This is a genomic window from cf. Phormidesmis sp. LEGE 11477 (assembly GCF_015207105.1).
Lineage (GTDB): Bacteria > Cyanobacteriota > Cyanobacteriia > Phormidesmidales > Phormidesmidaceae > Phormidesmis.
In genome coordinates this window covers 1-21,029 of the sequence record NZ_JADEXO010000110.1, presented here as the reverse complement: position 1 = coordinate 21,029, position 21,029 = coordinate 1, and the positions used below count along the sequence as shown (strand labels likewise).

Annotated in this window: 22 protein-coding genes; 6 read left to right on the top strand and 16 right to left on the bottom strand. The window is 49.6% G+C overall.

Annotated features, from left to right (window positions below):
• Nucleotides 1-2 precede the first annotated feature (2 nt).
• From IQ256_RS23115 to pgl, 4 genes are all read right to left on the bottom strand, one after another.
• Entirely contained in the window at nucleotides 3-719 is a 717-nt protein-coding gene (locus tag IQ256_RS23115; protein ID WP_193858055.1) for a lecithin retinol acyltransferase family protein, read from the bottom strand.
• A 159-nt stretch (nucleotides 720-878) separates the two neighbouring features.
• Nucleotides 879-1,265 carry an FHA domain-containing protein gene (locus IQ256_RS23110; RefSeq protein WP_193858054.1) on the bottom strand — a complete coding sequence of 129 codons (387 nt, stop codon included), beginning with the start codon at nucleotides 1,263-1,265 and terminating at the stop codon, nucleotides 879-881.
• A 106-nt stretch (nucleotides 1,266-1,371) separates the two neighbouring features.
• Entirely contained in the window at nucleotides 1,372-2,277 is a 906-nt protein-coding gene (locus IQ256_RS23105) for an FHA domain-containing protein (protein WP_193858053.1), read from the bottom strand.
• A gap of 76 nt (nucleotides 2,278-2,353) precedes the next feature.
• The gene (gene pgl / locus IQ256_RS23100) at nucleotides 2,354-3,088 is read right to left on the bottom strand and encodes a 6-phosphogluconolactonase (protein ID WP_228025193.1); all 735 of its coding nucleotides are present in this window, start codon (nucleotides 3,086-3,088) and stop codon (nucleotides 2,354-2,356) included.
• Between the two features lie 278 nt (nucleotides 3,089-3,366).
• Between pgl and IQ256_RS23095 the strand changes: the two genes are divergently transcribed.
• Together IQ256_RS23095 and IQ256_RS23090 are read left to right on the top strand one after the other, a co-directional pair.
• A complete protein-coding gene (locus IQ256_RS23095) occupies nucleotides 3,367-4,140 on the top strand; it encodes a glycosyltransferase (RefSeq protein WP_193858052.1) in 774 nt (257 codons plus the stop codon).
• A gap of 110 nt (nucleotides 4,141-4,250) precedes the next feature.
• Complete coding sequence (locus IQ256_RS23090) at nucleotides 4,251-5,096, top strand: HpsJ family protein (protein ID WP_193858051.1); 846 nt, start codon at nucleotides 4,251-4,253, stop codon at nucleotides 5,094-5,096.
• Nucleotides 5,097-5,107: 11 nt separating this feature from the next.
• Here IQ256_RS23090 and IQ256_RS23085 read toward each other — a convergent pair whose 3' ends face one another.
• A complete protein-coding gene (locus IQ256_RS23085) occupies nucleotides 5,108-5,974 on the bottom strand; it encodes an SWIM zinc finger family protein (RefSeq protein ID WP_193858050.1) in 867 nt (288 codons plus the stop codon).
• 191 nt (nucleotides 5,975-6,165) lie between these two features.
• Between IQ256_RS23085 and IQ256_RS23080 the strand changes: the two genes are divergently transcribed.
• The gene (locus IQ256_RS23080) at nucleotides 6,166-6,366 is read left to right on the top strand and encodes a hypothetical protein (protein WP_228025192.1); all 201 of its coding nucleotides are present in this window, start codon (nucleotides 6,166-6,168) and stop codon (nucleotides 6,364-6,366) included.
• On the opposite strand, the gene IQ256_RS23075 is transcribed toward IQ256_RS23080, so the two are convergent.
• The 3 genes from IQ256_RS23075 to IQ256_RS23065 are packed head-to-tail and all read right to left on the bottom strand — an operon-like array spanning nucleotide 6,359 to nucleotide 8,402.
• Nucleotides 6,359-6,721, bottom strand: a complete 363-nt coding sequence (locus tag IQ256_RS23075) for a DUF5615 family PIN-like protein (RefSeq protein ID WP_193858049.1) — start codon at nucleotides 6,719-6,721, stop codon at nucleotides 6,359-6,361. The genes IQ256_RS23080 and IQ256_RS23075 overlap by 8 nt on opposite strands.
• A complete protein-coding gene (locus IQ256_RS23070; RefSeq protein WP_228025191.1) occupies nucleotides 6,705-6,950 on the bottom strand; it encodes a DUF433 domain-containing protein in 246 nt (81 codons plus the stop codon). The genes IQ256_RS23075 and IQ256_RS23070 overlap by 17 nt, the downstream gene beginning before the upstream one ends.
• A 42-nt stretch (nucleotides 6,951-6,992) precedes the next feature.
• Entirely contained in the window at nucleotides 6,993-8,402 is a 1,410-nt protein-coding gene (locus IQ256_RS23065) for an aspartate ammonia-lyase (protein WP_193858047.1), read from the bottom strand.
• A 204-nt stretch (nucleotides 8,403-8,606) separates the two neighbouring features.
• Between IQ256_RS23065 and IQ256_RS23060 the strand changes: the two genes are divergently transcribed.
• Both IQ256_RS23060 and IQ256_RS23055 read left to right on the top strand, forming a co-directional pair.
• Nucleotides 8,607-9,437, top strand: a complete 831-nt coding sequence (locus tag IQ256_RS23060) for a tetratricopeptide repeat protein (protein WP_193858046.1) — start codon at nucleotides 8,607-8,609, stop codon at nucleotides 9,435-9,437.
• Between the two features lie 96 nt (nucleotides 9,438-9,533).
• Nucleotides 9,534-11,072 (top strand): DEAD/DEAH box helicase, encoded by a 1,539-nt coding sequence (locus IQ256_RS23055; RefSeq protein WP_193858045.1) that lies wholly within the window; start codon nucleotides 9,534-9,536, stop codon nucleotides 11,070-11,072.
• A gap of 51 nt (nucleotides 11,073-11,123) precedes the next feature.
• On the opposite strand, the gene nth is transcribed toward IQ256_RS23055, so the two are convergent.
• The 5 genes from nth to IQ256_RS23030 form a co-directional block, all read right to left on the bottom strand.
• Nucleotides 11,124-11,774 (bottom strand): endonuclease III, encoded by a 651-nt coding sequence (gene nth, locus IQ256_RS23050; protein WP_193858044.1) that lies wholly within the window; start codon nucleotides 11,772-11,774, stop codon nucleotides 11,124-11,126.
• Nucleotides 11,775-11,863: 89 nt separating this feature from the next.
• Entirely contained in the window at nucleotides 11,864-12,406 is a 543-nt protein-coding gene (locus IQ256_RS23045; RefSeq protein WP_193858043.1) for a GNAT family N-acetyltransferase, read from the bottom strand.
• Between the two features lie 11 nt (nucleotides 12,407-12,417).
• Nucleotides 12,418-13,560 (bottom strand): AAA family ATPase, encoded by a 1,143-nt coding sequence (locus tag IQ256_RS23040; RefSeq protein ID WP_193858042.1) that lies wholly within the window; start codon nucleotides 13,558-13,560, stop codon nucleotides 12,418-12,420.
• Between the two features lie 85 nt (nucleotides 13,561-13,645).
• Nucleotides 13,646-14,830, bottom strand: coding sequence for a sensor histidine kinase (locus IQ256_RS23035; RefSeq protein WP_193858041.1), 1,185 nt, complete (start codon nucleotides 14,828-14,830; stop codon nucleotides 13,646-13,648).
• A gap of 183 nt (nucleotides 14,831-15,013) precedes the next feature.
• Nucleotides 15,014-16,387 (bottom strand): 8-oxoguanine deaminase, encoded by a 1,374-nt coding sequence (locus IQ256_RS23030; protein ID WP_193858040.1) that lies wholly within the window; start codon nucleotides 16,385-16,387, stop codon nucleotides 15,014-15,016.
• A gap of 257 nt (nucleotides 16,388-16,644) precedes the next feature.
• On the opposite strand from IQ256_RS23030, the gene IQ256_RS23025 reads away from it, so the two are divergent.
• On the top strand, nucleotides 16,645-17,205 hold the full coding sequence (locus tag IQ256_RS23025; RefSeq protein WP_193858039.1) for a hemerythrin HHE cation-binding protein: 561 nt from the start codon (nucleotides 16,645-16,647) through the stop codon (nucleotides 17,203-17,205).
• A gap of 139 nt (nucleotides 17,206-17,344) precedes the next feature.
• On the opposite strand, the gene IQ256_RS23020 is transcribed toward IQ256_RS23025, so the two are convergent.
• From IQ256_RS23020 to IQ256_RS23010, 3 genes are all read right to left on the bottom strand, one after another.
• A complete protein-coding gene (locus IQ256_RS23020; RefSeq protein ID WP_193858038.1) occupies nucleotides 17,345-18,391 on the bottom strand; it encodes an aldo/keto reductase in 1,047 nt (348 codons plus the stop codon).
• A gap of 99 nt (nucleotides 18,392-18,490) precedes the next feature.
• Nucleotides 18,491-19,027: a gamma-glutamylcyclotransferase family protein gene (locus tag IQ256_RS23015; RefSeq protein WP_193858037.1), complete on the bottom strand. Its 537-nt coding sequence runs from the start codon at nucleotides 19,025-19,027 to the stop codon at nucleotides 18,491-18,493.
• A gap of 912 nt (nucleotides 19,028-19,939) precedes the next feature.
• Nucleotides 19,940-21,029, bottom strand: a 1,090-nt coding sequence (locus IQ256_RS23010) for a DUF11 domain-containing protein (RefSeq protein WP_193858036.1), incomplete at its 5' end; no start/stop codon positions are given.

Genomic DNA, 21,029 nt, shown 5'->3' with positions numbered 1-21,029 from the left:
CCCTAGTTCTTTTGCAAAAACATCTGGTTCTGCTCCAAGCTCAGCTGCAAGTCAGATAGCTGGCTCAGCTTATCTTTAATGTCCGTCGCTTTCTTATCAGCTGCGACCTTTTTGTAAAGGGCAGCGCGGGCAAGATCTTCTCTATCTTTGCCGAGCGCCCGCTGAGCGACCTGGTGCCAAGTAGTGCGATCGCGCGTCGCCTGTTCATAGGCAGGCAATAGCGTTCGAGTTGCGATCGCTACATTCTCTAATGCCGTTTGGAATAGCTCGGAAGTTTTCTGCGGTGACTCATCTGTAGACGGTCGCCCTGCCGCTTTTCCTATCGCACTTAGCGCTGCTTGACGAACCAGATCGGTCGCTGCAGGCAGCTTCACTCGCTCTAGGTTCAACCCAAAGTCATCGAGCTGAGCACACTCACGCCGCCCAGTTTTGCACCAGTTGGCAAAATGCTCACAGTTGTTGAAAAATAGATCGTACTCTCGCTCTCCCAGTCGGCTCTCGGCTCGCTCGATCACTAGCGAAGGGATAAACGCAGTCGGCTGAGGCTTCACCCTAACGACACCGCCTCTAGCAAAAGCGGCTAGGGTTGTCCGTTTGATGACGGCTTCGCCCTGTTTGCTGTAGTGAATTACGCTGCCATCACCGCGATCGATACCGTGGTGCTCGTAGGGAATGCCCGCCACCTCTCGCATTGCGTAGATTTGATCACCGCGCGCCATATGGAAAGCCTGCCTAGAAAGTTCGCCAAAGGGCACTTATAGCGTCTGCTACTTTGCTCCACACTCTCTAACGATAAAACCTTGTCATAGAAGAGCAAAGTGGTCAGCTAGCGTCGAATGCATCCAACGCTAGCTATAAAAGTATATTAGGAGAAGCACCTAAGAAGATTTCCGCGCTGCCTCTTGCTTGGCAATTAGAGCATGAATCGAGGACATTCCTCTAGTCTGTGAAACCAGGTTGATCTGGATGTTCGGGCCAGAGCGGGCCAGACGAATTACCAGGCCATCTTGAACGGCTTTTTTCTCAATCCGCTGACCCGCCAGAAAGGTGCCGTTGATACCGACATTGTGGATCTCCCAGCCGTCTGGTGTTTGGTGTAGCTCTACGTGGTGACGCGAGACGACAGCGCTATAGAGCACAACATCGTTACTCACAGAGCGGCCAATTCGCACAACAGACTCCTTTTCAAAAGTCCAGCTCTGTACAGGCGTTTTGTCTACTGGGTGCAGCAAAGACAGGGTAATTACGTTGGTTAAAGCAGGCACAATGCAAAGACCAGATGGTTGGAACAGTTCAACACACACAATCTAGACATCGGGTCGAACAGCTAAATCTCAAAGCCTTTCGCAAAACCTTTTGCTCAGTATCCGCTCAGTATCCAGCTGCCTCAAAAATAAAGCTGACCTTATCCCCTTTGCCAAAGGCAATGCGATCGCCCGCATTCAGTCGATAGCGATTACCCGGCGGCAGCGGCAGACCATTAATATAGGTGCCATTAGAGCTGCCCATATCTTCTAGATAGTAGACATCGCCTTCTACAAGCAGATTGGCATGCACCCTAGAAACAATTTCCGAATTAGGAAACCCAGAGATATCGATATTAGGCTGTGTGTGTTCATTAGGTTTCCCAATCCGTACCACAGATAGCTGACTGGGCACTGCAATACTTGTCTCGGTTTGAACGTGCTTTAGTGCCGCGCCCACAGGTTGAATTCGAGTAGCTGGCATTGATGGCATCGGCGCAGTCGGAATTGCTGAGAGAGGAACTTTACTAGCAGACTCGGTGGCTGACTCTGTAGCCGGTTCAGTGGTCAGTTCAGCCACCGATCCGACAGTCTGCTCTGTAGCTGACTCTGTAGCTGGCCCAGTGGTGGGGCCCACAGTCGGATCGGTAGAGGATTCAAAATCGCCAAAGTCGACGGATTCATCGAAGTCAATAGACTGACTGAACTCACTAAAAGATTCAGAACTAGGCTGATCTGGCGATGAATTAGCTGCCGCAGTTACAGGCTCCGGTGAGTTTGTCGCCGAACCATTTGTCTTTAGATTACTCACGCCAGATGCGTTGGCTTCTGTATCAGGCGCAGAGAGACCTTGCGTTTGTTCAGCGGCGGATGATCTGAGGTCGTTGCCGCACTGACCACAAAAGCTAGCATCTGACTGAATCGGGGCCTGACACTGAGGACAAGTAGTCAAAGCTGGCAGCGGCGTATAGCACGCCTCGCATTGGAGCGCGCCCTCTGGGTTCTGGTGGTTGCAGTTAGGACAGGTAATCATAAGCGCTTCGGTAGAATGACTATTTTGCCTTTATTTGTCTTTAGCAAAAGGGCAAAAGCGATAGCTTGTAGGTTGACTACTTCATATCGTCAGGGATACCTTTGCCAGCGGGCGCATCTAGCAGCCAATGAGCCCCGGCGGCAGGCTGAATGAGTTTACTAGGATAAGTATGACCATCCGCCTCGTCAGAAAATACATGGGCGAGCGCTGTTTGCTTATTTTCTCCTGATACTAGGAAAACGACATGTCGCCCCTGGTTAATCAGCGGCACGGTAAAAGTGATGCGCGGTTCGCCATCGTGATTGCCTACCGTGACCAGGCGATCGCGCACATCTAGCGCGTCTGTATGCGGAAACAAGGAAGCCGTATGGCCATCGTCACCCATGCCCTGTAACACAAAGTCCAAAGCAGGCAGTTCGCCCTCAGCTAACTGAAAGAATTCCTTGAGCTGCTTTTCGTACTGGGCAGCGTCGGCAGCCGGATCGCCCGCGCTAGTTGGCATCGGAAAGATATTTTCGGCTGGAATAGGGACGCGGTTAAGCCAGGCTTCTTTGGCCATTAGCGCGTTACTTTTAGGGTGGTCGTGAGGCACATAGCGCTCATCGCCCCAAAAGATATAAACTTTTTCCCAGGGTAAATCAGCTTTGGCTAGGGCCTCGTAGAGTGGTTTTGGGGTGCTACCGCCTGAAAGGGCGAGGGTAGCTCTATCGCTAGAGGCGACCGCCTCTTTGACCAACGAAACGGTCAGATCATAAGCGCGATCGATCAGCGCGGATTTGTCAGCAAGAATTTCAATGGTTGGGGCTATCATGAGTCACTCCTTTCGCTCTGACAAGCTTACCGTAGATATTCTGACTCGTTACTGTGACTCGTTGCTAGTGCAGCGTTAAGCCTCGAAAGGGTAGAGCTTGAGTAGAGGATAGGGTAGTAGGGGAAGGGGAAACTTATTGGCTTTGACAGAGCACTAAGCTCGGGTTACTGGGCTGGTAGTCTAGCCTTTGGTGCCGTGAGCGGCCTGCTGGCTATTGATCCTTTTACCTATTGCTCCTTTTACTTAGCGTTCTCCTTACTTAGTGTTCTTTTTGCTCAATGTTCTCTGTTGTTTTGCCTTGTTTTAATGAATCGCGCCACGGCTATCTGCCTCAGATTTTAGAAAATCTGCGATCGCAAACAGGGCCAAAGCAGCTAATTGCCGTGGTTAGTCCTAGCCAAGACGATACGCTGGCGACGATTGAGCAGTTTCCTGAGATATCGATCATTAAAACGACAGCTAGCAACCGGGCCCAGCGCTTGAATATTGGCATCGAGGCTAGCAAAGGTGAGCACGTTTTGCTACACCATCCGGCAACTTTGCTGCCGCCAGCCACAGCGCTACAGCAGGCTGAAACTGCCCTACAGCAGCAGGATGCCGTTTGGGGCGGGTTTGTCCACAGCTTTGATATGGATCACTGGCTGCTGCGATTTACCTCTTGGTATTCGACGAACGTGCGATCGCGCCAAGGCATCCTCTATCTAGACCACTGCATCTTTGCGACTAAAAAAGCACTGAGCGCTGTGAATGGCGTTCCAGATATGGATATTTTTGAAGACACCGCGCTGAGTATGGCGCTACGTGAGTTTGGCAATTCCGTCGGTCATGGCAAAGCGGCGATCGCACCGGGTAAGGTAACGACTTCAGCTAGGCGATTTCGCGATCGCGGCATCTATCGGCAGGCTCTGGTCAATCAAACGCTAAAGCTGATGTATCACGCCAAGCTAGACCCCAAGCAATTGAACTGGCTATATGAAAGCAAGAGTCAGATCAACGTGAGCTATCTAGAGGAGAAAGGGACAGAAAATATAGAAAGCGAGAGATTATTCTAGCACTGGTCGCTAATTCATCAACTTTGCTTTATTCTTAATTTCACACCATGCTAATTCCAAACACACTCAGGGGAAATATGGTGTAGCTGATTGCACCTAGTTTATTTGTTATGACAACTACTTCGCCAAAGAACAGCGTTATTGCCCCATCACCGCTAGCGGCGATCGCGCTAAAGCTAGTAGGCGCAATCACTATCTTGAATGCGCTGATTGACTTTTTGACGCTGCTATTTCCACCGAATTTTGGCAATCGAGGCTGGGAGCTAGCTACGACCACCGGCTTAGTCGATAGAGGGATTGTTCCGTTGGTGGGGATTGCGCTGCTATTTACAGGCTATTGGATCGACACTAGCTTAGGAAAATCAGCTAGAAAATCCACACTGCTCCTCGACGTTCGGTTTTGGACCTGTTTGCTCTCTTGCCTTCTAGGTGTGATGTTCCTGGCTACGACGGTGTTTCATCCCAACAACGTTCGGCTTCAGAGCCGCGACGCCCTCGCTCAGGTGGAAGCAGAAGCAGAGCAAGCGCTAAATCAGGTGGAAGCAGAGGCAGAGCAAGCCACCAATGAGTTAGAAGCCCGGTTGAATAACGATTTGCCTCAGCGCCGAGCGCAAATTAATGTCCTGCTGGAAAACGAAGATCAACTGCAAGCTGAGATCGCCAGTGGTAGCATAGACGAAGCCCAGGCCGCCCAAATTCGACGATTCCGCGATAATCCTCAAGAACTAGACAGCTTCTTGACCTCTCAAATTAACGAAGTGCAAACCCAGCTACAAACTCGAATCACCCAGGAACAAACTGAAATTGGTGAGCGCAGGGAAAACGCCACTAGAAGGCTCAAAGCAGAAGCTACAAAGGCCACCTTCCGAGTCACCCCCAGCAGTTTGCTGCTAGCGATTGGCTACCTCTTGATTGGCGCATTAGGACTAAGACGCTTACTCGCAATGGTGAGCTAGTTTAGCGCCACTCAACTAAGTGCTGTCATCATGGCTTGCTGAGCAACGTTCTGATAGAGCGTTTTGAAGTGGGCCATCACTATTTGGGCTTCGCTAGTTGGCAGTGGCATATCACCAATGACGTCTAGCACAGTTTGCTCGGCTGGCGTAATCACTACTAGCGACGGATCGATTGGCGTGTCATATTTCCAGAAGCCCTCAACTGGCAAAATCGTTTCGGCCTTTGCCCCAGGCTGAGGCAGTGATTCTTTTTTAGACTCGTCTGACGCCCCAGCCATAGACCCTGTCTTTTCGGTCTTTTCGGCAGCCGTTTCGCCAGCAGCTTCAGCCGCCTGCTGTCTGTGTGATCGCAATGCCTCTAGAATCTGCTCCTTAGTTCGACCGCGTAGCTGAAATAAAACGAAAGGATCTTCTCGGAAGGAATCGCCGAGCTGATAGTAGACAGCCGCAATATGTTTGCAGGGGTTTTTGGGATCGGGGCAGCTACACTTGGATTTGACATCAGCTAGGGTAAACGGAAACAGGCTGAGGCCATTAGAGGTAAACACCGCCTCAATGGAATCTGGCATTTCGCCCGCCAACAGCTGCGCGGAATACAGCGCCTTTTGACTGAGGGTATCGATCACAAAACCCCAGTCTTCATCCGCAAAGCGCTCAATCCAAATCGATAGCTGATAGGGCTCATTCGCCGTTCCTTGAACCGTAGCATGCACTTTCGAGTCCTTGAACTCAAGCGAAAGAATATTGCCTTGACGCGCATAATTTCGTCCCCTTTCCAACCGCTTTTTAAAGCGATAAGAATTGAGCAAGTCTACCCACTGCTGCACCCACCAAGCATCTTCTTGAGCGGCGACGGGTTGAGGAGCGCTGTAGGTCATAGGTTAACGGGTCTAGTCTAGTGAAGAGCAAATACGGACACGATCGAACTTAGAGATAAGATTTTAGCAGATGCCTAGTAAAGCGATGAGTAGGTGACTGTCATGCCTAAGCCTTCTATTATCGATCCTGAACGGTCTTACAGCTTTGCCGACTACTTCAAAATGAAGACCTAGAACGTGGATTCGTGCAGTTGGCAACTGAGTTAATTGCCCTCGATCAGAGGATAGAATCAGACCAACCTATTCTTCATGGCGCGGTTTCAACTGGAAACATATGGCAGTTTGGCCAGTTCCATCGGCAGTCTCGCCAAGTCATTCAAGGGCTAGACCTTTACCGCGTTCCTGCCGATCTTGAAGAGCTTCTAAGAATTCTGATCTGCTGTCTCAACTAGGTTTAAAGCTGGTTATCTCTTGATTGTCGTTAATAGTTGTAATAGAACCAACTTCTAGCTGATGTAATTGGCTACCAATCCGAGAAATTAGAGGTACGAGGCAGGTTGGACGTGTACTTACGGCATTTAATATAACCAGCTTGATCGCTAAAGACCTTATGTTTTGCTGGTGTGGAAGATTTTTGTCTGCGGTGATGAATACCTCAAAGTCGTGTGAGGATGCTAGTGCTAAGAGCGCTGTATCTTTGGTACCACGCCAACCCATATCTTCAACGTTCTTAGTCTCATATCCCAGATCTACCAGTGGCTTTTTTAACTTTGCGCTTAGCAGATTTTCATCAAGCAGAACGCGCACTTAAATTTCCTGTTTTTTCTAGAACTTCTCGTAGTGTGATCTCTAGTATCTGGAATACCTGTTTCCTTAAGTGTGGAAAATCTTCTAGAAATTCAGCGAGTCCCTTATCAGCCTCTAGATAGTCGAAGAAAGTTTGCAACGGAACTCTAGTACCTGTAAATACTGGCGTTCCGCTCATAATTTCTGAATCGCAATGAATAATTTGTCTTTCGATCAGAAGCTGCTCCATGTTCATATCACGCGCTGTTGACCTCATTCGTAGTCTAGCTATCTATTTGGGTGTTTGACTCATCTTTTGCAGATCGAGTACTTCATTGAGGGTGGCTTCATCCATCAGCTTATTCTCTAACACCAGCTGGCGAAGAGACTTTCCAGTTTCGAGTGATTCTTTGGCGATCGCAGCTGCATTCAAATAGCCAATATGCGTATTCAGCGCCGTTACCAGGGCCAGGCTGCCCTCTGCGTAGTCGGCGCAGCGTTCAGGAAAAGCAGTGATTCCCTGCAGACATTTAGTATCTAATGCCTCTACCGTGTTGCCCAAGATTTCGATGCTGTGAATGAGATCATAGGCAATTAGCGGCATCATTACGTTGAGCTCTAGCTGACCTGCCTGGGCTGCGAGCGCGATCGCCTGGTCATAGCCCATCACCTGAAAGCACACCATTGAGGTCATCTCTGCCATCACGGGATTGTACTTGCCGGGCATGATTGACGAGCCGGGCTGCACAGGCGGGAGCTGAATTTCTTTGAGTCCAGTCTTGGGCCCAGAATCGAGCAGTCGCAGATCGTGAGAAATTTTTACCAGGTCTTGAGCCAGATTACGCAAGCTGCTGCTGAGCGCGACGAAAGGAGCCATACTTTGCATGGCGGCCATTAGATGGGGGGCGCTGGTAATTGGCTGCTGAAGATAGTCACTGAGAAGCTCAGCGACGCGAAAGCGGTATTTCGGATGAGTATTCAGCCCGGTGCCAGTGGCGCTGCCGCCTAGACCGATCACAGCCAGCTCAGCGGCGGCAGTTTGAATTCGCTGCTGGTGTTGGGTCAAAATATGTTCCCAGGCGCGAAAGCCTTCACCTAGTCGAACCGGAACGGCGTCTTGCATGTGGGTGCGGCCCGAGCGGACGACGCCCTGAAATTCGGTGGCTTTGGCTTTGACGGTGGCGATCGCACCTGCTAAGGCAGGATAGAGCGAATGCTCTAACGCTAGGATGCCACCGACGCGAATAGCGGTTGGAATCACGTCATTAGTCGATTGGCCATAGTTCACATGATCGTTAGGACTGACGCGGCTGTAGTGTCCTTTGGCCTCACCTAATATCTCCAAAGCGCGATTCGCTAATACCTCATTGACATTCATGTGGTGAGAGGTGCCCGCCCCGGCCTGATAGACATCTACGACAAACTGATCGCGCAGGTTGCCTTTGAGGATTTCGTCCACAGCTTGAACAATGGCATCACCAATATCGGCGGGAATACAGTCGAGTTCTTGGTTGGCGATCGCAGCAGCCTTTTTGATCAAAAGACAAGCATCTATATACGTCGGCAGCGGCTTGAGTCCACTAATCGGGAAATTCTGGACAGCTCGCAGCGTTTGAATGCCGTAATAAGCGCTCTTTGGAATCTCTAGGACTCCCATAGAGTCTTTTTCAATACGAGCTTTGTCAACAGCGACTTCTACCATGATCAATAAGTGCGAAAAATAAAGTGCGAGAATTAACTTGAATTTGTTCAGAGGAATCGATTAAAGGATCTGTACAATGCGCGACTGAACAACACGCACTGAAATTGCGCTGGGAATCATAAAACTGATGCGACTAACTGTTTGCCGAGCTAGTCGGATTGTTTTCCCCATGTAGCGAATTAATAACAGCGAATTAATAATACAGTGATTTCTTCTTTTAGCTCTAGCGGTTCTAGCGATGCTACAACGCTAGTAAAACAAGGTCTCTCATTCATCAGCCGAGGAAGATATGACGAGGCAATCGACACCTTTGATCAAGCGATCGCCCAAAACAGCAAAAGTGTCGCAGCCTGGTTCTACAGAGCCCAAGCGAGTATCCAGACTCGTAACTACGAGGCCGCGCTGAAAGATTTTCGCACTGTGCTGCAGCTCAATCCTAGCTATGCCGAAGCGTGGCACGGACAAGGCGTGGCCAAAGCAGAGCTCAAGCTATACCCCTCAGCCGTTGATAGCTTCGATCGGGCGATCGCCTGCGACCCGCACAATGACAAGATCTGGTATAACCGAGGCCAGGCGCTACTCAAACTAGACCAGCCAGAGGCCGCGCTAGAAAGCTTTGATAAATCCATCGCGATCGCAGCCAATAGTCACCATACCTGGTACAGCAGAGCGCTGGCGCTAGTGGCTTTAGAGCAGATTCCGGCGGCGATTGGCAGCCTAGATCGAGTCGTTGAGATCAAAGAAGACTGTCACTACGCTTGGAACTACAGAGGCACGCTGCTCAACCGCCTGTTCAAGCATCAGGCCGCGCTAGACAGCTTTCAACAGTCTCTGAAGCATCTTCGCCTAAATCCAAACGCGCTGTACGGCTTAGCTTCTACCTATGCCCTAAAAGGTGATGTGGAGACTACCGCTCTGTATCTGAGGCAGGCCATTCAGATCAATCCTCATATCTATAGCCTCATGGCCCGTAGGGACGCTAATTTTGCCTCTATTCGCCAGCATCCTGAGATCAGCAGCATTTTGTGGGATTAGTCAGCAGTTCAGTATCAATCGTCATCAGTACGAGTAGTCAGTAAACGCTATGCTACAAACATCGCGTTAGCTGCTGAGCAAGACTGCTGCAAGTCTATGGCCAGAACTCCAACCCTAAAGTTTGACCGTGGGACGCTGGTTTTACATCCGCCACCGAGAGGAAAGGCATGGATTGACTATGCGGTTTGGGATGATCGAATTGAGCGCTTTCGGGTGCCCGCTGACAAATATCGGCTGCTAGTACTGGCGCTACGGGCAGAAGGTGTCCGGTTTGAAGATAAGGTGCAGGCGTTTGAACCGCTGGACTTGCAGGATAATTTGACCCTGACGCCCTATGCCCATCAGCAAGAAGCGTTAGACGCTTGGAAGCAAGGCCAGCGACGCGGCGTAGTGGTGTTGCCGACGGCAGCCGGAAAGACCTACCTGGCCCAGATGATCATGGCGGCCACGCCTAGGCGGACGCTGATCACCGTACCGACTCTAGATTTGATGCATCAGTGGTACGCGGATCTAGAGGCGGCGTTTCCAGGGGTAGAGGTCGGCTTGCTCGGTGGTGGGTCGCGCGATCGCACGCCAATACTAGTCTCTACCTACGACAGCGCCGCTATCTACGCAGAAGATCTAGGCAGTCAGTATGCGCTGCTAATTTGCGATGAATGCCACCATTTGCCGAGTGACTTTCACCGCTGCATTGCCGAATATTCGATTTCGCCTTATCGCTTGGGGCTGACGGCTACGCCCGAGCGCACCGACGGTCGGCATGAAGACTTAGGCCAACTGCTAGGCCCGGTGGTCTATCGGCGCACGGCAGCAGAGCTGTCAGGAACGGCGCTTGCCCCCTATCAGGTGGTGCAGCTTAAGGTGAAACTGAGTCAGGAGGAGCGTGATCGCTACGACAGCCTACAGCAGCAGCGTAATGACTTTCTCAAAGCTGCTAACATCTGGCTGAGCAGCGCTCAAGGCTGGCAACGATTCGTTCAGGCCAGCGCTCAATCTCCTGCTGGACGCCGGGCCATGATTGCCCACCGCGAAGCTAAGAATATCGCCCTAGGCACTGCTGGCAAACTATCTCTGTTAGAAAAACTGCTGAAGCAGCACTACCCTGAACGCACTCTTATCTTTACTAACGACAATGCCACCGTCTACAAAATCTCTCAAACCTTCTTGATTCCAGCCATTACGCACCAGACGCCTGTCAAAGAAAGACATGCTATCTTGCAAAAGTTTCGCGGCGGCGACTACAGCGTGATTGTTGTTTCTCATGTGCTCAATGAAGGCGTCGATGTCCCCGATGCGCGAATAGCCGTTCTACTCTCTGGCAGTGGGTCTACTCGCGAATATATTCAGCGACTAGGTCGGGTGCTACGTAAAGGCAGCGATGGCAAAGTGGCCCTGCTTTATGAGGTAGTGGCCGAACAGACCAGTGAAGAAGGGATCTCTAGGCGAAGGAAGCAGCAGCCAGTTGAACCTGTTTCGTCAGGGGCTCAGCAGCTTTCTTTGGTACCTGATGTGGCACAGGACAAATCTAAGACGCGATCGCCCTATCCGACACCCAAAAAACCAAAGAAAGGAGCCCTGCCGATTGCCGCCGAGAATTCTCCCGCATGGTCTGAAAACCCACCCGAGGATCTCTAGGTCGCTGCCAATGAAAGATACATAGCTATGTGCCTGCTTTAGTTGCCTATCTTAAATTCCTACTTTAGGACAGATGTTATTTAAGGGGCACTTTGGGCACTGCGGATATTGACCTTTGCAAATTTGTTTGCCGAAGGGCATCAGCAGTTTGTTGGTCTCAATCCATAGGTCTTTGGGAAGAGAGTCTTCTAGCGCTTTAGTGGTTTTCTCTGGGGTCTTGGTGGCGACATAGCCCCACCTGTTGACGACTCTATGAACATGCACATCAACGCTAATATACGGCTGTTCGCAGGCGATTCCTAACGTGAGATGAGCGCATTTAGGACCGACGCCTTTGAAGGCGAGTAGGATATCAACATCGCAGGGCAAGGTGCCGTTGTGGTGATTGACAATTTCTTGGGCGATCGCCCAGATCTGGTGTGCTTTGCGCTCTGCATAAGTGCTTTGCCTAATCAGTCCTTCAATTTCAGCAACGGATAGTTTGCTCATGGCCAAAGGCGTGTTAGCCCGCTCAAACAGCCGCCGAGAAACAGGCAAGCTGACCTCATCGTAGGTCCGAATCGAGATCATACAGGAAACTAGCTGCTCAAAAGGAGAACGATAGCCCTCCTCGGCTAGCTGAAACATGGCGGCTTTGGGGTATGCCTGCATCGTCTCGCGCAGGCGGGCAAAGGCCATTTCGATATCAAAAGTAGAATTCATGCGCGCAAGCAAAGTAACAGAAGTTATAAGAGCCTAAAAGCCTGCAATCGGAATTAGCATCTACCGTAGGAGCCTTTTGTAAGAGCCTTTTAGGGAACTGCTCGCTGCATGATTAAGTCTGTTTGGGTTTCTGTTCCTTGCTGAAAAGGGTGCGAGCCGACAATTTCAAATCCCCAGCGTTTGTAGAATGCGATCGCCCGGTGGTTATGTTCCCATACGCCTAGCCAAACGGTTTGATAGCGCCGCGCTCTAGCTTCGGCTAAGCATGCTCGCATGAGCGTAGATCCTAGCCCTTTGCCGATAGCGGATGCGTCTAAATAGAATCTCTCTATCTCTATAGGCTCCTCTCCAATTACGCAAGATTCGGGTAGGCCCATTCGCAGCTTGGTATAGCCAACAGGCCGCGAGGTTTGTTCTGTAATGGGTTCTATAAACAGCAACAAAAAGAGATTGCTAGGCGCTAATACTTGAGCGTAGATCTGATCAAATGAAAAGTTTTCTTCGACATAGAGATCGATATCTGATTTTGGATTGTTAGGCTCGAAGGCGTTGCGAAAGCTATCGATCGATAGGCGAACTAACGCCGCAACGTCTTTCTCTTCTGCTGGGCGAATGAAGCTGTTGAAGGTCATACGCTATTTTTTTACTTAGAATCTTCTATCGGGGAGTCTTCTGGCGGAGAATCCCCTGGTAGGAAGTCTTCTATTGGAGAATTTTCGGCTGAGACAGCGCTGATCGCTTTATACACTTGAGCTAGAGAATATCGTTTCTTTGTAGCGTCGGGAATTGCTTTGTCTAAATCAATAGGCGCTATGGCTTTTGCTTTGCATAGTTTGTCGGTCAGCCGCTGGGCTTCTGCTCGCTGGAGTTTGAGAAAGCTAAGCCTGGCAAAGCAGCGACCCGGACGGACTAGGGCATCGTCGAGGTCGCTGACGTTAGGGAGATTGGTAGAGAAGATGATTTTTCGGCCTTGCGATCGCACTACGCCATCCGCAATTGATAAAAATCGATGCAGGTGCTCATTTCCATGGGCTCTAGGCTTTAATAGATGATCGGCATCTTCGATCACAAAGGCATCATCCCAGCCCGTGATAAACTTCACAAATATCTCGTCATGCTCTAACGCTCTCATATCACCGGTATACAGCGCCCTTGCCTTTTCACCTCTGCGCTTAGATATGGCTCCTAATATGGCTCTGATCAGTCTGGTTTTGCCCGTGCCTGGTAACCCCTGAAGCACCAAGACGCTCTCCTCTGCGTCCAAGAAGCGATTGATAAAGTGAGAAACGCCTTTATCTAAAAAAGGATAGGCTTCATCATGTAGAACGTCGTTGGCCAGCTCTTCTATCTCGGCGCTAGCCAAATCATTTTTGGACGTCAAGAAGTTCCAGTTGACCGAGAACATTGGCTCTGTAATCCGCACCGGGTCAATATGTGACAGCAGCGTCTGTTCAACCTTCTTTGCTTGTTCTAAACTGTTTGCCCACACTTCAAATGTGCAAGAAGTATAGTCGCCAGTTCTACCACCGCTGGCAGAAACGAAAAAACTGTCCGAATCCAACAGCATTTGATAGGTATTGATTCTTTGCGATCGCCAAGCCGAGTCGAGAGCAATATGATCGAATAACTTTTCTAGCTCCATACGAGCCGCATAGCGTAGCTGGCGATAAATAGGATAGCGAGAGATTCCTTGGTTTAAGGCGTCAGCAAAACGTGATTTGATGATTAACTGACTAAAATTCCACGTGTCGTGATTAATGCTCGAACCAAAATTAGAGTTGGTCATAATCTATTAATATCGCTGCCCTTACACATATGTCGTTATATGCTTATAGCTATAACCGATTTATTAATCAACTTCTGATCAACTCCTAATCAACTTCAATCGGCAGAAACACTACAAAAGTAGAACCCCGACCAACTTCAGAGGTCAGCTCGATTCTACCCTGCAGTATTCTAACTAACTTATTGACAATGGAAAGTCCTAATCCGCTACTGCCCGGCAGCTCTTCTTCTCCAACTTGAAAATAGGGCTCGAACACTTTCGAGCGATCTTCTTCTTTAATGCCTCGCCCAGTGTCTTTAATTGCGATCGCCCACTGCCCATCGTCTATCCTATAGCTACTCACTTCAATAGAGCCCGTTTCGGTATAGCGGATTGCATTGCTCAAAAGGTTAGTGATGATTTGCTGTAGTCGCAGGCTGTCGGTATAAATCTTCTGGGGCGCTTGGCTACACTCTACTATCAATTCAATCTCTTTGTTCTGGATGCTAGGTTCTAAAGAGTCAACCACTGTTTGAATCAGCGGGATCACTTCCACCTGCTCGATAGATAGAACTATTTCAGAAGAATTTCGCCGTGAAACTTCTAAAGTGTTATTGATTAGCTGTAAAATCTGTCGCCCGTTGCCGACAATCCTCTCCATCTGGCGTATTTCTAGGGAAGTGCCTGCGTTACTGCGTATCTGTTCTCTTTGCTTTTTTAGCAAAATAGAGGAGAAACCGATGATAGCGTTGAGTGGATTTTTTAGCTCATGCGCTAGGTGCGAGACATCATCTCTCTGATTTTGAATCAAGCGGATCAGCTCTTGATTAGTAAGTGATAGCTGGCCATGCATCTGTTTCAAAAGAGAGAACCGATGTTCCATATAGCTCTCTAACGTGAATAAAACAGTATCATCAAGAATACTATCTATTTTACGGATCGCCTCAATAGCCTCTGAGACTGTTCCAGTAGTCAGCTCTGGCTCTAGCGCCATAATCAGTACGTTTCGTAGAATCCGATATTCTCTAACAATTTCGGCGAGGTCAAACCCTTGCCCAGCGCGAACGTGACCATGCTCTAGCGCGTCTTCTCTAATCTCTTGCGCTTCATCGCTGAAGGCATCTGTCAGCAGCGTAGCAACTGATTCTAAGACATCTGGCAAGCCGTTATGTACTGCCTCGTAGGTCAAGCCTTTGCTGCTATCGATTTCGAGATCTGCTCGAACTGCTTTTACCCAAATTTCTATAATGTCATCCAGCTTTGCTAATAGTGCTTTCCCCAGATCCTTCATGCGTCTTTGTATATAGCTGGATTATGCCAATACTCACACACTATCAGCTATCACTAAATCGAAACTAAGTGCGCTACATACTGATACATTTGTAGGCATAGCTTATTTCACACGGATAGACACAGGCTGAACACAACCTAGACACCGAGTCTCTTGAATCTAGCTTACTCTACCAAAGCCAGGTTACTCTACCAAAGCCAAAGAGAGACGATTGCAAGTTTCTACTAATCGATCGATTGACACTGTCGTGAGCTGACCTTGTGCAACGACTTTCTTCCCGTTGATAAAGCTGTAGTCGACGGCGGGTGGCTGACAAAAAATCAGCGCAGCCACAACGTCATGATGAGCGCCCACTAGAGCAGGTGTATCGATATTGAATGCAATGAAGTCAGCAGACATGCCGGGTGCTAGATAGCCTATGTCATCTCTTCCTAAGACGGTTGCTCCGCCCCTGGTGGCTAGTTCTAGGGCTTCGCGGGCGCTCATGGCGGCAGCATCGATCTCTCTTAGCCGGGCCATCAGAAAGGCGCTGCGAGTTTCTTGTAACAAGTTAGAAGCATCGTTAGAAGCAGCGCCATCAACGCCGATGCCGACGGCAACGCCTTTGTCTAGCATCTTACGAATGGGTGCCATGCCGCTTGCTAGGCGCATATTGCTACAGGGGCAGTGGGCCACGCTAGTTCCGGTGCGGGCAAACTTATCGATCGCGCTGTCGTTGAGCTGTACGCAGTGGGCGTGCCAGACGTCTTCTCCTAGCCAGCCGACGGATTCGGCATAGTCACCGGGGCGTAGGCCAAATTTTTCTAGGCTATAGTCTACGTCGCTTTTGTTTTCGGCTAGGTGAGTGTGCAAGCGGACAGCCGGATGAGCACGGGCCATGGTGGCTGATTTTTTCATAAGGTCTTGGGAGACTGTAAACGGAGAACAAGGAGCAAGAACAATGCGAGTCATGGCGTGGCGATCGCACTCGTGATAGTCCTCAATCAGGCGCAGCGAGTCTCTAAGGATATCTGGCTCTTTTTCGATTAGGGTATCGGGTGGCAGGCCACCGTCGCTCTGGCCAACGCTCATGCTGCCACGACTGGCATGAAATCGAATACCAATGTCTTTGGCCGCTCTGATTTCATCATCTAGGGTACAGTCGTTTGGGAACAGATAGAGATGATCACTAGCGGTGGTACAGCCGGAGAGTATCAGCTCAGCAGCGGCCATTTGGGTACTGAAATAGATGTGTTCGGCGGTGAGGTTCTGCCAGAGGGGATAGAGGTTTTGTAGCCAGCCGAAGAGATCGCTGTTTTGAGCGGCAGGTATCGCTCTTGTAAGGGTTTGAAAGAAGTGATGATGCGTGTTGATTAAGCCAGGAAGAACAACATGGCGGCCCTGAAGATCAAGAACGTCGTCAGCGGCGGCAGGAGCGGTTGCTGTGGATAGATCGTCGCTAGTGCCGACGGCTTCAATAACGTTGTCCCGAACAAAAAGCGCACCGTTACGAATTTCTCGACGGTTGTCATCCATCGTCACGAGGGTATGAATATTTTTGACCAGCAGCGTTCCCATTCGATTATCTCCAGTGTGCTACGCCCCCTGCCAGCAACTGCTAGCTACCAAGTTTCAATAGCGTTTTAATAGCAGTATGTTGAAGCAGCTATGCCTATCGTGTAGTCAACGTTACAGAATTGTCTATATATTGAGCTGATTTGAATCTTTCAAAAGACGGAGGAGAACCTGTTGATACCGTCCGAACATGGAAAGGTAGCTAATTTTTTGTAAACCACAAAAGTCTCTTTATAGAGAGACAGAGGACGCTAAAATATATGACCGATACGACTAATATTGCCACTAAGCTAGCTGACCTTCAGCTTTTTCAGACTGTTCTAATCGACGCAGAACAAACGCTGATCAAAGCAACTAGCGATGAGACGATTCGCGAACGGCTAGAGAAAATTTTGAACCAAGACCGTGAAAATCTAAGCGACATTCAAAAAGCCGTAAACAAGCTCGGTACCAATGCAGACGCTCGCTCTGTCAGCCAAGCGCATGCAGAAAAGGTCAAGGAGATGATGTCTGGCTCCGAGCTGACATTGTTTGATAAGTTCTTCGAGTTTGAGCTGTTAAAGCATCAGCAGACGATGAGTGGATTGGTTTTGCACAAGGCGGCTCAATCTTTGGACGATGATTTGCAAGATGCGATGGAGCCGTTGAATAAGGTCAACTTCGAGAACAGGGCTCACCAAGAAATCTTGAAAGGGGTGCTTTATTTTGAGGGGACTCGCGAACTAGCAGGCGTAGAGCCTGATATGGGCCTGTGGGCGAGTGTCGAACAGGGCATCGCAGCGCTCAAGGGTGCTGTCGGCAGTGCTACTAGCTCTAGCTAACGTGTCTACGTCTTGAAGCTTTAGGTCTACAAGCCCCCTACGGAACGTGATTCGTTTCGCTTTTGTAGGGGGTTTGTAGTTTCAGAGTTGTTCTGATTTTAGCCCTAATATCTCCTAGCCTTTAAAGGCTGTGTCCAAGCTATGTCCAAGCTCTAAAGAAGTTGTTGTCTTGCCAGGCGGTGACTGTCTTTTGCTCGATCTCGGTCAGGGCTGAGTCTGATAATGGCTGAAAGGCGCGAGCCACCCGTACGTTTTCTTCTAGCTGTTCAATAGTTTCGGCGGCGATGATCGCACAGTGAACGCCAGGCTGTGACAGCGTATAGCCTAGCGCCTGATCCATGCCGCCTAGCAAACCTGGTTTAAGCAGTCGTCCATAGGCAGGCACTTTCATGGCGGTGATGCCGACGTTCTGAGCGATCGCAGTCGGCAGCGCACCAGAGATAAACGGCCTGGGATGATGAATATCAGCGGCGTTGATTGGAATTAGCGCGTGATCGAACGAATAGCGTTGGAGCCCAGCGACGATGGCACTCGGTTCATGGTGGCCAGTGATGCCGCTGAAGCGAACTAAACCTTGTTCTTTGGCTTCTTCTAATGCCTTTATAGCACCGTTTTGGCTGAATATCGTATCGAGATCGGCGGCGATCGCCACGTGATGAAACTGCCACAGATCGAGATAGTCAGTATTGAGCCTTTGCAAAGATCGCTCTAGATTTCGCCAAGCGCCATCGTAGTCTCTAGCAGCCGTCTTACTACCTAAGAAAATATCTGCTCGGTAGGCAGGCAGCACTTTGCCTAAAAAAGATTCGCTAGGGCCATAGCTAGCGGCGGTATCAAAGTAGCGAATACCTAGCTCTAATGCCCGCTCGATCTGCTCGACGGCGGCTTGCTCTTGATTCGATCGCGCTAGTGGCGTTTGGCCAGCAGTACCCAATCCCAAAATAGGCAGTTGAATATTAGTGCGTCCTAGCTGTCGTAGCGGCATTTCGTTTGGATTGGCCAACAGCTCGCCGTTTGATGACTCATTTGGCGACTCAGCTATCGGCTCTGCGCTGATAGAGGCAGAAGATATGCCAGAAGATATGCTAGATGAACGCTGCAGTGAAGCGCATCCAGCAACGCCTAGTGCGGTCGTCAGCCCAGTTGCTAAAAATGTTCGACGGGTCTTGCTAGAACGATTTGACATACGACTAGATAGCTAATATTTCTTAAGATATCGAAACTAAGCTATCTGCGCTAGGGCTATTTTCAAGGTCGCTTTTTGAGGTCGCTTTCTAGGGTCGCTCTAGGGTCTATCTCGAAGAAAAGTCTTTAGAGTCTGTTCGCCGACGTATGTTGTTTGTAAGAACTGTTCATAGAATATCTCTCCCCATTGTTTTGCCCCATCTAGACATATCTCTAGATAATTCTCGTTTGGCAGAATGTTGTTGTTTTGCTTTTCGGGTTTTCCTAGATAGAGGTATGTCTGTTGGTGGGTAGGGCTCGAGCGGGCCGGCGGATATACCGGATGGGCGGCAGATAGATACGCGATTTGAGAGGGCGCGATCGCAATCCTGTCATAACCTCTTTCTCTTTCATCTAATCTACCAAGGTCGCTCTTTTCGTGAAGCTTCACGAGCAGGCTGTTGAGGCAGTCATGCTCGGAGCGGACCACATTCAGCACGGCCCTATGCTCACCGCTACCTTTTCTCCAGCTCGGTTCTTGGTTGAAAACTCGCTTGTATCCTTTGACTAATACCGGACAGGCTTCGGCAGACAAGTTTGGCTGCTTTTGGCGCTGTTCTAGATTGATCAGACTGCCGTAGACAATGATGGTCGTCATAGAATCTGGCAATAAACCCAGAGGAAAGGTCAACAAGTTTCATGATACGACTAGTTGACTACTACGCTCTATTCTGACCTTTCTTCTACATGAAGACTACAACAGAACGAAACGGCTATATTGCAATGAAATCTATTGTAGCAACACCTTACACAAGCTCATTTTAGCCACTTCATTTTTTAGGGGGCTTTAGGAAATCCTCCTTTACCGTACCTCTTATGACACCTTCTATGCCTTCGGCAATCTTGTCGCCTGGGGTTTGTTTCTTTGGAGGCTTTTTAGGGCTGTGCGTGAGAATAAATACCCAGATTGATATGAGTAGGACGAGAGGAAATACGGCGGCCATGGCAGATAGTGACTTTTGACTTTTGTGTGAAACGGATTCAGACAAGAGCTAAGCGACCTATGAGAACGTCTAAAAGCCTTTACAGAGAAAGTTTTTTAGGTTTACTAAAAGGCTACTAGGGGCTGTTTGCTAGTAGTAGTACGAGTTCTTTGTCTTAATGGATGCCGCTACTTATGGCCTGATAGTTCAGGCGCTGCCTAAGCATGCTTTTGGCACATTTAGAAAGCAACTTAACTTGTCTTAAAGCAACAGAAAAAAGAATGGTTTTTCGGAAGCTTGAAGACTATGACGTTGATAGCGCTGAGTTGTTCCTGATGATGGCTGGGTTTGTCCTACGCAATCGCGTTTTTCTGAAGCCGCGATTGCTTCGTCTTGGTGCTGGCTGCTAATAATAAATTCCTTGTGAGCCCTTAAACACTGCTTGGGGGCCCAGGCTCCCCCAAACCCCCCGAAAGGGAGCCTTGGCGTGTGTATAAAAGATCGTTTTGATAAGGTATCTTTTATCTCTACAGGCTCTGCATTTTCCTCTCTGGGCTGAAGTGCTGCATCCTGCTATGACACAAGACCTATGGAGCGTCTTCACCAGGTTCGACGGCGTCTTCATCAAACTGGCCGACGCTGACTCTAAAGCGGATGGCGGCGACCTCAGCGGGGGCAAGTGAGAATTCATCGGTGACGACACCGCCCCCGGCCCGGACGCCGCCTGCTGGAGGGCCGCCGATGAATTCGTTGCCTTCTAATAGCGGTAAGCAGGCTTCGTCGGCTGCGGCTAGGGGCGATCGCGCAAACCCAGAAGCGTCACCGTCAAATGCTAGCTCTCCTCCGTTGGGGACGACGCTAGGTTCAGAATACTCAATGCTGTCATCTTGGAGAACGTTCGGCTGACGTAGCGGATCGCAGAGGATCGCATTTTCTAATGTCGCTGAGCTGGGATTGTAGACATACACGGTATATTCCACTTCATCGCCAGGTGAAAGCGCAGTTTGTTCTGCAACTAGGCCCACTGGCAGCGTTCCATCGGTCTCTTCAAACAGCAGATTGTCATCGGTGTCGCTTAGCTGATCGTCGAATCCTGTGATTGGAACATTTTCACCGTTGCGAGTAATCGCCGTGATGCGCTTGACCACAATTAGCGAACCATCCGGGACGAATGGCAAACAGGCAGCGGCTTCATAGTCCTGGCGGCCAGTCTCTTCTCTTAGTGGAATATTTTGACTAGAATCGAGAGCATTGCCATCGGCATCGAGCGGAATAACAAATGCATTGTTAGTGAAATCGTTGAAGTTGCTCCCAGAGATGGCAAAAAGGTTGCCAAACAGATCAAAATTGAGATCTTCTACATCGTCGATCTCAGCGCCACCAAAGGTAAAGGTGCCTCTTTCTTCTAGTTGGCCAGTGTTGATGTCGATGGTGACTAATATCTGGGATGAGGCTGCTCGTTCGGTGCTAACTCCTCGGTTGGCCACACCGAAGACAGTGCCATCTGGCGCGATCGCAATCCCATCAATACTGTCTGTTTGCACCGGAAACTCAGAGCGAGGGATTCGACTAAGTACGTTAGCAGGCCCGACCCCAATGGCCCGCCCTGTCGCCGGATCGGTTTGAATAGTGGCTTCAATAATTGTGTTACTGAGCTGCAAGCCCCCTCGCTTGGAA